This is a genomic window from Cedecea sp. VD22 (assembly GCF_037150195.1).
Taxonomy (GTDB): domain Bacteria; phylum Pseudomonadota; class Gammaproteobacteria; order Enterobacterales; family Enterobacteriaceae; genus Cedecea.
This window is the reverse complement of record NZ_JBBCPX010000002.1, coordinates 80,122-90,218: the sequence shown is the minus strand read 5'-3', so window position 1 is coordinate 90,218 and position 10,097 is coordinate 80,122. Positions and strand designations below refer to the sequence as shown.

At 55.9% G+C, this 10,097-nt stretch carries 9 protein-coding genes; 3 read left to right on the top strand and 6 right to left on the bottom strand.

Annotation, left to right across the window (positions count from 1 at the left end; translation table 11 throughout):
* Positions 1-25: 25 nt before the first annotated feature.
* Positions 26-1,369: a TolC family outer membrane protein gene (locus WFK85_RS06565; protein WP_008461396.1), complete on the bottom strand. Its 1,344-nt coding sequence runs from the start codon at positions 1,367-1,369 to the stop codon at positions 26-28.
* Between the two features lie 845 nt (positions 1,370-2,214).
* A complete protein-coding gene (locus tag WFK85_RS06560) occupies positions 2,215-3,717 on the bottom strand; it encodes an aldehyde dehydrogenase family protein (RefSeq protein ID WP_166992159.1) in 1,503 nt (500 codons plus the stop codon).
* Positions 3,718-3,907: 190 nt separating this feature from the next.
* On the opposite strand from WFK85_RS06560, the gene feaR reads away from it, so the two are divergent.
* Positions 3,908-4,822 carry a transcriptional regulator FeaR gene (gene feaR / locus WFK85_RS06555; RefSeq protein ID WP_336707256.1) on the top strand — a complete coding sequence of 305 codons (915 nt, stop codon included), beginning with the start codon at positions 3,908-3,910 and terminating at the stop codon, positions 4,820-4,822.
* Between the two features lie 71 nt (positions 4,823-4,893).
* Here feaR and WFK85_RS06550 read toward each other — a convergent pair whose 3' ends face one another.
* Genes WFK85_RS06550 through WFK85_RS06540 form a run of 3 tightly spaced genes read right to left on the bottom strand, consistent with a single transcriptional unit; the run spans position 4,894 to position 8,065 of the window.
* Positions 4,894-5,217, bottom strand: coding sequence for a YdbL family protein (locus tag WFK85_RS06550; protein ID WP_008461392.1), 324 nt, complete (start codon positions 5,215-5,217; stop codon positions 4,894-4,896).
* A gap of 14 nt (positions 5,218-5,231) precedes the next feature.
* Entirely contained in the window at positions 5,232-5,423 is a 192-nt protein-coding gene (locus WFK85_RS06545) for a YnbE family lipoprotein (RefSeq protein WP_008461390.1), read from the bottom strand.
* On the bottom strand, positions 5,420-8,065 hold the full coding sequence (locus tag WFK85_RS06540) for a YdbH family protein (protein WP_336707258.1): 2,646 nt from the start codon (positions 8,063-8,065) through the stop codon (positions 5,420-5,422). The genes WFK85_RS06545 and WFK85_RS06540 overlap by 4 nt, the downstream gene beginning before the upstream one ends.
* Positions 8,066-8,277: 212 nt before the next feature.
* On the opposite strand from WFK85_RS06540, the gene WFK85_RS06535 reads away from it, so the two are divergent.
* Together WFK85_RS06535 and hslJ are read left to right on the top strand one after the other, a co-directional pair.
* Positions 8,278-9,267 (top strand): 2-hydroxyacid dehydrogenase, encoded by a 990-nt coding sequence (locus WFK85_RS06535; protein WP_008461388.1) that lies wholly within the window; start codon positions 8,278-8,280, stop codon positions 9,265-9,267.
* 120 nt (positions 9,268-9,387) lie between these two features.
* Positions 9,388-9,825: a heat shock protein HslJ gene (hslJ, locus tag WFK85_RS06530; RefSeq protein ID WP_008461387.1), complete on the top strand. Its 438-nt coding sequence runs from the start codon at positions 9,388-9,390 to the stop codon at positions 9,823-9,825.
* Here the strand turns inward: hslJ and WFK85_RS06525 are convergent, their stop codons facing one another.
* Positions 9,826-10,092 (bottom strand): putative hemolysin, encoded by a 267-nt coding sequence (locus tag WFK85_RS06525; RefSeq protein ID WP_008461385.1) that lies wholly within the window; start codon positions 10,090-10,092, stop codon positions 9,826-9,828. It abuts the gene before it with no gap.
* Positions 10,093-10,097 lie beyond the last annotated feature (5 nt).

Sequence of the window (10,097 nt, the reverse complement as noted above, 5' to 3'; positions counted from 1 at the left end):
GGCTAAGCCACTACTTTCACACCATTTATTTCAAATCCGGTAATTTCGAGGCGGCATTTTTCTCGACGCCTGTCAGGGGCAATAGATTATCAACGGCGGCAGCGTAATTTACTGCCGCCTGCCAGCCGTCGAAGTCCGCATTAATTTGTGCATAGGCCGCCTGGAACACATCCTGCTCCACGCTTAATAAGTCGTTGAGACTGCGTTTGCTTAATTTATATTCATTTTTATAAACTTCCCGCGCGCGTCGGGCATTTTCCAGCTGGAGTTTTCCCGCCGTTTCACGGCCTCTGGCCCCGTTCCAGTCAGCCATTGCCACGGACGCTTTTTGCAGCACGTCGAATTTCGCCTGCTCAACCTGAGAAGCCGCAATACGTCTGGCTCCCTGAGCCTGCTCGACCTGGGCGGAGACCGCCCCACCCTGATAGATAGGCGCGTCCACGCTCAGCTGAATCTGATCGTCCCAGTACGCGCTGTTGTTGGACTGGTAACGAGTGCGTCCGCCTTTCAGGCTCAACGTGGGCCAGTGGCCCGATTTCGCTTTCTCTACGGCATACCCTGAAGACTCACGCATGGCCTCCGCCGCCAGCACGCTCGGGATCAGCGAGTAATCAATGTTGTCGAGCGGTTCCTGTTCAAGCGCCAGGCGTACCGGCATGGCCTGATATTGCGCGGCGTTGATTCCGGTTAATACCGCCAGTCTCGCTTTCGCGCTTTGGAGCGCCGCCTGATATTGTTCAAGCGTTGAGCGCATACCGGCAATGCGAGTCTGGGTTTGCAGCACGTCCGAACTCGAGCTCAGCCCGGCATCCGCCCGCAGTTTTGCCATGGTGTTGACGTTTTGCAGCGCGGCAATACTCTCTGTCGTTGCCGCGATCAGCGCCTGGTTACGCTTCACATCGACATAGGCCTGCGCCGTTTTTTCTGCCACACCGGTCAACGTCGCCATAAGCTGGTAGCGATAGCTCTCACGCTGGCTCTCCTGCTGACTAATATTGCTGCTGGTTTTCCCAAAGTCATACACCAGCTGCGTCAGGCTAAGCCCGTAGGCAGCCGAGTTCTTGAGGGAACCGCTGGAGTCCGTGGTACGCGAATGCCCGGTGCTGCCGCTGAGGGAGATCTGCGGCATCCAGGCGCTTCGGGCTTGATCAATCTGCGCCTGACCAATCCCGAACTGAGCTGCCTGCTGAGAAACGGCAGGATCGCGGTCAAGAGCGAACAGAATACTTTCGTTCAGCGTGAGGGTTGCCGTTTGCGCGATGCCGGGTGCTGTGGCCCAGGCCGGCGCTGGTGCGGCATTCACCCGCATGCCGCTGCCGAAAAAAATAACGGCAAGCATCGCGACCGGCAGGGAATAAGACTGAAGCATAAACGGCAATATCCTTATCCATTAAATAATCAGGATGATGTTGCTCCTTCCTGCATTGGGAATAAACAGGCACGGATGAGTAGCTGATGTATTTAAACGACTGTAATGGTTGAATTAAAACGCCCACATTATGGCGCCCCGTTTATTTCTGGAGCGAGACGTTGTGACTATAAAGAGGTAGAAAGCTGTCGACCGCTTTCATGTCTTCTTAATAAATGAAGGTCATGATTTCACGCTGCCTCTTTATATAAAGGCGTTACGCAATATGACTTATTTAGTCCTGCGGAGCAAATCACTTAGATCCTTTTTCCGAATCATCCTTAAGAAAAATCCTACCAAATAAAAATTAACCTCACCAATGATTTATTGTTAATAGTATGTTACTCAAAAGGAGGTGCTCTGAAAAAACAGATCGATTGATCTCGTGAATAGAGACATCGTGATAAATAGCTAATAGTTATAATTCATAAGCTTATGGCATAAGCATTGATTTACATCAATTTTACATTCCAGCGAAGTTCTTCAATAAATCCGTGCTGCTCATTTTTGGTTGTTTTTCCATAAATGTTACATTGTCGCAAGTTCTACGCAAAATAAGGGCGTTGGGCAGATGTTAACCCTGGGCGATCGTCACGGAAAAAAATCATTTCATGACTAAAATAACGTCTTCTTGACAAAAAAATGCAAAAAAAAGACCGGGGGGAAACCCGGTCTGAAGGTAGCAACATTTCTTATCAAGATTAATGGTCAAGATCGGACAACGATCTTCCCTCGCGGGAGGGGACCTGCAGATTACCAGCGGCAACTTATTCCGGGACGTGATAAGTACCGAAATGTGCCAACGTTCAGTAACGCACGCATACGGTTTTGGTTTCGGTATAGGCGTCAAGCCAGTCCGGGCCAAAATCACGCCCGTAGCCCGACTGCTTCATGCCGCCAAACGGCATATTCGCGTCGATTAGCGTATGGCTGTTCACCCAGACAGTGCCCGCCTGTATACGGCCAGTGTACTGCATTGCCGCCTGCAGGTTGTTGGTCCACAGACTTGCCGTCAGGCCGTAGTCGCTGTCGTTGGCCTGTCGCAAGGCTTCTTCCGCATCCGCCACGCGCACGAGGTTAACCACCGGGCCAAAGACCTCTTCTCTGGCAAGGCGCAGAGAGGCGGCAGGGTTCACTACCAGCGTTGGGGCAATATAGTAGCCGCTGCCCTGCGGGCCTGAATTCCCGGAGATTAGCTCCGCGCGCTGCTCTTGCGCCTGCGCCAGATATCCGGCCACTTTTTCCTGTTGCACTTTCGATACCAGCGGGTTGATGTGGGCCGCTGGGTTCATGCCCGCCCCCACCTGCAGCGATTTCACCGCTTGCTCAAAGCCGCTCACCAGCGTGTCGAACAGCGGGGCTTCGATATAGATCCGCGAACTGGCGGCGCACACCTGCCCCTGGTTAAGGAAGCTGCCCGCCATTAAGCCTGCAATCACCATCGCCGGGTCGGCATCTTTCAATACGATTGCCGGGTTTTTCCCCCCCAGCTCCAGCGTGACGCGCGTTAGCCTGTTCGCTGCTGATTTGGCAATGCCTTTGCCCGTCGCCGTCGAGCCGGTGAAGCTGACTTTGGCAATCAGTGGATGTTCGGTCAGGGCTTTACCGCAGCCGGAGCCGCTGCCGGTGACGACGTTAAATACGCCGTCCGGCACGCCTGCTTCTGTAGCCAGTTCGGCCATACGCAGCAGCGTTAGCGGCGTAGTTTCTGATGGTTTAACGACAATCGAGCAGCCTGCCGCCAGCGCCGGCATCACTTTCCACATGCCAATAAGCAGCGGGAAGTTCCACGGCACGATCCCGGCCACGACCCCCACGGGTTCTTTGCGCGTCCAGGCCTGATAGCGCGCCCCTTCCGGCATCGGGATAGAAACATCCAGCGTCTGGCCGCTGATTTTCGTTGTCAGGCCTGCGGTATAGCGCATCCAGTTCAGCGTGCAGCCCACTTCAAATGCGCGAGAGATGTTAATGGACTTGCCCTGCTCCAGCGTTTCAAGCTGCGCCAGTTCTTCCGTGTTTTGCTCAAGCAGGTCGGCAAACCGCAGCAGGATCCGCTCCCGCCCGGCAGGCAGCATGTTGGCCCATACGCCGCTGCTGAAGGCACGCCAGGCAGACGTTACCGCGCGGTCGACATCCGAGGCGCTGGCGTCGGCACTGCTGGAAATTTGCAGCCCGTCCGCCGGGTTAAAGACCGGCAGGCGCCCTTCGCTGTCTGACGCCTGCCAGCGGCCGTCAATGTACAGCCCATGTGAACGCTGAAGAAACTGGCGCACACAGCCCAGCACGCTTACCGTTTCTGGCTCGGTCATAGCATCTCCTTATCAAGGTCATTATCGTGTAGCCCACCTTCATTCTAGGCGCTATGTTGAGGTTAGGGTTTTCTCCGGCTGACATTCGCTTTGCTGGCTGTGACACGCTACACAAATGTTGATGATGATTCTTTTTTTGAATCACGTTTACCTATAGTTATTGGCTTCTGGCGGCAATCAGTGAGGATATATGGCAGAAAAACAGTGCAACGAGCGATTCGAAAAATGGCTTGACCAGGTGAATCGCGCATGTGGTCGTTTTTCAGGTGCGGCGCTGGAGAGCGGGTTTCACGGCAGCCTGAGCGAACACCTTACCCATGCCATTAAACTTAGCGTGGTGGAAATTAACCAGGCACGCCTGCTGCGTACAAAGCAGGAAGTGACCCAAAGCAACGACGCCTGGTTTTATACCGTTTTTCAGCTGGAGGGCGAAGCCGTCATGGAGCAAGGCGATCGCCAGGCCGTGCTTACTCAGGGTGATATTACGCTGATTGATGCTGGCCGCCCCAGCTGTTTTACCTATACCGACGGGGCGAAGCAGGTTTCGCTTTTACTGCCGCGCCATCTGCTGGAACAGCACCTTCGCCAGGGCGAAGTCCCCTGCGCACAAAGACTCTCCGCAGAGATGCCTGTTGTGCGCCTGAGTCACAGCTTGCTGCGTGAAAGTATGGGCAGCGAGGGGCTCAGTGGCGGAGAAAGTGAAGCCACGCTCGAAGCGATTGCCTGCCTGCTCGCGCCGGCGCTGATTCAGCACAGCCTGCCGGGCTCAAAGCGCGACCGCCACCTGCAGAAAGTCATGTCGCTGATTGATGACCATATTCAGTCCGAAACGCTGCGCCCGGAGTGGATCGCCGCCGAGTCGGGGATGTCGGTACGCAGCCTTTACCGACTGTTTGCCGATAAAGGCCTGGTTGTGGCGCAATACATTAAGAATCGCCGACTGGATCTCTGCGCCCAGGCGCTGCGCACGGCCAGCCACAGTGAAAAACTGGCGGGGATTGGCTACAGCTGGGGATTTGCCGATCACAGCCATTTTTCAACGGCGTTTAAGGGCAGGTTTGGCGTGTCGCCGGGGGAGTATCGCAAGCGTTTTCAATCAGCCTGAAAGGCAACCCTCACCCCGGCTCTCTCCCAAAGGGAGAGAGGGAAGACAAATGAGGGGGAATAGACATAAAGCTACTTCTTCATCCACTGCCCGTTCAGCCCGCGGACGTATTCTCCGGCAGGAGCCCTGTCCACCAGCTTCTGACCAGCCAGGCGAGCAACCTCATTGAGCGAGACATTGTTGGTGTCCGCCAGCTGCTGATAGTGCTGGGCGCGACCTTCATTGATGCTTTGTACCAGTGCCAGCGTCTCCGGATCCTGCTTGATGGGCGCAATATAGCCGCTTAGCGTTTCGCCCACCCGCCCCTGCTCACGCGCTTCGTTTAGGGTCAGCGCCATCACGGATGTGCTGAACAACAGGCCAGCCAGCAGCACGCTTTTAATCATAGAGTTCATCGCCGTTCCCCTTCTCAGAACAGATCGCTACGGTTTTTAAGCAGGCTTTCAACGTCTTTATCCACTTTGATGTGGATTTCGTGTTCGATTTTGACGTTCATATTGATGGTGATCGGCTCTTTAGGGGCGGCCACTTCAATGCGCGGCGTGCAGCCTGTCAGCATCAGCGCCGCCGATGCCAGCAGCACAGGGGTAAAATAGTTCATTTGGGTTCCTCACAGGCTTCACCGGACTGGGTGCAGCGAGCCGTTGGCAGCGCGGCGTTCTCTTCCAGCCAGGTTTGTAAATTATCGCCAAAGCGCAAACTGCGCCACAGGGTAAACAGGTTTTCCTGATGGGTATAGTTGAGATTGACGGTGTTAGTTTTTCCCTCCACGTGGCTGATGCCGGTCACGCTGGAACGCATCCTGACCACGCCGAGGTTGTCGAGGTCGATTTGTGTCCATGATCGCGAGATCTCCATGTAGCGCAGCCAGTTGATTGCCGCGCCAGCCGCCATGTTGTTGTCCACGATGGCATCCGCCATGTCTTTGTCCATGCGGAAGGTCATTGGGCCAGGGTTGGTCAGCCAGCCGTCTTTGATAATCCACTGCGGGTGATTGAGCCACAGCGGCAGCGCGCCGTTGAAGCGCCCGGACATACTGAACTGTTTAGGGTTGATGGCGGTGACGAGCTGGCTGGAGGAGAGCCCTTGCAGCCGTAAAAGCGCCGCGTCCCGCTGGGGCATGCGCAATTGCTGCATTGAGATCTTGCCGCCCAGCACATCCGCATTGACGTTGGTCAGCAGCAGCGGCTGCTGTTCGCTCCATGGATACCAGCCTTCCAGATCGGCGGTGATGTTTTGTGTCGCTATCTGGTTGCGAATTTCAGCAATGCGCAGCGTGACCGGCCTATGCCTGCCAAAGTGCCAGGTTGAATCGCTAAAGCGGAACGGCAGTACAAAATCGACGCCGTTAATCTGGTTATCCGGCATCCACACGCTGCCGCTTTTGACCACGCCGTGGCCCCCGGCTTCAAAGCCCTGCCCGGCCGCCGCGGAGAAGGCCACCTGGGCGTAGAGATCGCCCCCTTTCAAATCCATTTTCCAGTCGGCGGGCAGCAGCGGCTGGAACACGGTGAGCGTCTGTTTTGGCCACCACGCGTTGCCTCTCAGACGCTCCCCGTCCCAGCGTCCGACCACACGCACCGGGCCAATTTTCCCGGCGTGTAAATTGCCTTTGAACAGGAAAGCAGTCGGGTTTTGCCCGTCCACGCTGAATTTAAGCGTCGATGGCGGCAAGGTGCTGCCGCCGCTAAAGGTGGTCGCCCCCGCGTCCAGAGAGAAATCGCCGGTGAAGATCTCTTTTTCTTCGTTCCGTTCCCAGCGCAGCGGGTTGTCCAGGCTAAGACGAGGCTTCGACATCAGCATTGAGCCGTACTGCAGCTTGTCGAAACCGGTGGACAGCGAACTCAGTTCAATGGCGCTGTCACGCCATTCGCCCACGCCGCGAACGTCCCATTTTGCCTGCATCGGCGTAAAGCTGCCTTTGCCCCAATAGCGCCATTGCCACAGCCCGGCGTCCGGCAGGAAGTCATTGGCTTTCCCGTCCAGATGCAGTTCCACGGCGCCCATTTCATTGTCGTGGGCGCGTAAGATAGCCTGTAGCCTGCCGTCGATGCCTTTACTGGAGACTCGCACGCCCGCCAGCGGCCAGCGCACATCGTCAATATTCAGCGTTTCAATCAGGCGGCCACGGGAACGCAGCAAGGCGCCCGGATGGAACAGCAGCGACGGGTCGGTCAATGCGCCCGTCAGTTCACCGGGCAACGCGGCATAGAAAATCAGCTGGTCCTGCTTCGCCTCTCCGGTGAGCTGCAGCGGCAAAGCGCTGTCGGTCAGGCTGAGTTTTCCTGGGCCGAAGTTAAGCACGGCGTTGCCCTTCCCGGCGTCGCCCTGAGTCAGCACATTCAACCGCCCGGTGAAAATGGCGTTATCCAGCCCGGCCTGCCAGTTATCCACCTTCAGCGACACTCCGCCGCCCAGCGGGAAACCTTCATAAGGCCAGCGCCACTGCCCGGCGTTAATCTCAAGGGCGTTTTCGCTCAGGCGCCAGGGAATGCTCAGCAGCGGGGCCTCGTCGCCTGATAATTTTTTCACCGTCAGGTTGCCGGCGTTAGTGTGCCAGTTCAGGGCCACGTGCAGCCTGTCCGGCTCCTGCGGAATTTGCACCTGCGTGGCCACTTGCCCATCCGTCGGCAGGCCATCCGGCACCAGCGGGAGCGTTAGGTCACCCACCAGCTCAAGCGGCGGAAGCCCTTCGAATGCCCCGACTTTTAGATCGCTAATTTTCAGGTTTTGCCCTTTAAGCGTGGCGGAAAGCGTGAGCAATTTCCCCTGATAATCCAGCTGTTGCTGCTGCGGGGTCAAAGAGAGATGCAGCGCCCCCGCATACTGCAGCCACGGCGTGACGTTAAGCTGGTCGATAGTCAGCCAGGTGTTCGGCAGCATTTTCTGCCATTCTTCAAGGGTGCGCGGTGCGGCGGGAGCCGCATCATCGGCGGGGATCTTGCTGATGCAGTCTGGATTGAGATTCAGTTCCGCGAGGTGAAGCCGCCAGCGGCTCGGATGGCTGAGGCTTGCATCTTTGAGGCTGGCAAGCTCGCACTCCCCGGCCAGATAACGAAGATCGGGGATTATAATCGCCCCGTTGTGCAGGCGCGGGCTGGCCTCCAGCGCAATGCGGGTGCCCTGTGGTAGCCAGATCCCGGCGAGCGTCGGCAGCCAGTACGCCACCGTGAGCAGCAGCGACAGCGGCAGCAGAATCAATGCAAGTATCAGCGCAAGCGCGGCTTTATATTTACCCTTCATGGGTGGTTAATATCCTGATTCAGCGACAATTTAAGCCGAAATATGTCATTATTCTGGCACGATTCAGGCCGGGCGTGAAGGCGGCGGCAATAGTAAGCATAGTCTGCCCGGGAAGTGAAATAGTCACCTGCCGTTAAAATTTCAGTTTATAAATTGTATGATTATTTTAAGCATGATAGTTTTGGAACCAACCCTTTCTGGAGATAAGTCTTATGAAACTTGCGGTTTATAGCACAAAACAGTACGACAAAAAGTATCTGGAGCAGGTTAACCAGGAATATGGCTTTGATCTTGAATTTTTTGACTTCCTGTTGAGCGAAAAAACCGCCAAAACGGCCAACGGCTGCGACGGCGTGTGTATTTTCGTTAATGATGATGGTAGTCGCCCGGTGCTGGAAGAGCTAAAAAAACACGGCGTTAAGTTTATCGCGCTGCGCTGTGCCGGCTTTAACAACGTCGATTTAGACGCGGCGAAAGAGCTTGGTATGCCCGTGGTTCGCGTCCCTGCCTACTCGCCGGAAGCCGTGGCTGAACACGCTATCGGGATGATGATGTGCCTTAATCGTCGCATTCATCGCGCCTACCAGCGCACACGTGACGCCAACTTTTCGCTCGAAGGCTTAACCGGTTTTACCATGCACGGCAAAACGGCAGGCGTGATCGGCACCGGGAAAATCGGCGTTGCCGCGCTGCGGATCCTGAAAGGGTTTGGCCTGCGCCTGCTGGCGTTTGACCCGTATCCGAGCGCAGCGGCGCTGGATTTAGGCGTAGAATATGTCGATCTCGAAACGCTGTTTGCGCAGTCCGACATTATTTCCCTGCACTGCCCGTTGACGCCGGAAAACTATCACCTGCTCAACCACTCCGCCTTTGATCAAATGAAAGACGGCGTGATGGTGATAAACACCAGCCGCGGCGGGCTGATTGATTCCCAGGCCGCCATCGACGCGCTCAAGCACCAGAAAATCGGCGCGCTGGGCATGGATGTGTACGAGAACGAACGCGATCTGTTCTTTGAAGATAAGTCTAACGACGTGATTCAGGACGACGTGTTCCGCCGCCTTTCCGCCTGCCACAACGTGTTGTTTACCGGCCACCAGGCATTTTTGACGGCGGAGGCGCTGACCAGCATTTCCGAAACGACGCTTGAAAACCTGCGTCAGCTGGAAAAAGGCGAGCCTTGCCCGAACCAGTTGAATTGATTTTCCGCCCGCCTCTCGCAGGAGGCGGTTAATTTTAAGAGTATCCTTACTGATTCATGCGCCACATCCTGCGAAAGTGGCGCGCTTTCATTGATGACTGATAAAACTTAGGGAGAAGAAATGAAAAAGTTCGCTTCACTGATGCTGGCAAGCGTAGTGCTGGCAGGTTGCGCCCAGCCGTCAGATTCCGATAAAGGTGCCGTGACCGCACAAGATTTGCAGCACCATCGCTTTGTGCTGGAGAGCGTAGACGGTAAGCCTCTGGACGTGAAAAACAGCAAACGCGCGCCTGAGCTTAGCTTTGGTGAAAACATGCAGATTTATGGTCAGATGTGTAACCGCTTTATGGGCCAGGCAACCCTGGAACACAACACGCTGAAGGCGAAAGGCGTGGGCATGACGATGATGCTTTGCAGCGACCCGCTGTTGAACGACCTGGATCACCGTATCAATGACATGCTGACCAGCGGGGCCAAAGTTTCTCTGGCTAACCAGCAGTTGGTGCTGAAGAGCGGCCAGCATACGCTGACGTACAAACTGGCCGATCTCGTTAATTAATCAGTAGCTTCCACAGGTGCCAGCGGCAAGCGAGTTTTCGTTACAGCGCTTGCCGTTCGGCATGGCACACATGCCAATCGCGCTGCCGTCCAGCTGACGCGCAACGCTCATCGTACCGCCAATCATCGCACAGTTCGCTTCGCCCTGGCTGGACATTGCCGCCCTGAGGCCAGGAGGAACGTGGGCCGCAGTGGCCTGTTGAGGGGGTTCATTACTGCATGCCGATAATAACAGTGCGGCACAACCGGCTAAAAACGCAGCGCGCATGGCTT

Excerpts from the sequence above, each read along its gene's own strand:
- WFK85_RS06540 (WP_336707258.1), bottom strand. The coding sequence starts at position 8,065 with ATGAAGGGTAAATATAAAGCCGCGCTTGCGCTGATACTTGCATTGATT.
- feaR (WP_336707256.1), top strand. The coding sequence starts at position 3,908 with ATGGCAGAAAAACAGTGCAACGAGCGATTCGAAAAATGGCTTGACCAG.
- hslJ (WP_008461387.1), top strand. The coding sequence starts at position 9,388 with ATGAAAAAGTTCGCTTCACTGATGCTGGCAAGCGTAGTGCTGGCAGGT.
- WFK85_RS06535 (WP_008461388.1), top strand. The coding sequence starts at position 8,278 with ATGAAACTTGCGGTTTATAGCACAAAACAGTACGACAAAAAGTATCTG.
- WFK85_RS06525 (WP_008461385.1), bottom strand. The coding sequence starts at position 10,092 with ATGCGCGCTGCGTTTTTAGCCGGTTGTGCCGCACTGTTATTATCGGCA.
- WFK85_RS06565 (WP_008461396.1), bottom strand. The coding sequence starts at position 1,369 with ATGCTTCAGTCTTATTCCCTGCCGGTCGCGATGCTTGCCGTTATTTTT.
- WFK85_RS06560 (WP_166992159.1), bottom strand. The coding sequence starts at position 3,717 with ATGACCGAGCCAGAAACGGTAAGCGTGCTGGGCTGTGTGCGCCAGTTT.
- WFK85_RS06550 (WP_008461392.1), bottom strand. The coding sequence starts at position 5,217 with ATGAACTCTATGATTAAAAGCGTGCTGCTGGCTGGCCTGTTGTTCAGC.
- WFK85_RS06545 (WP_008461390.1), bottom strand. The coding sequence starts at position 5,423 with ATGAACTATTTTACCCCTGTGCTGCTGGCATCGGCGGCGCTGATGCTG.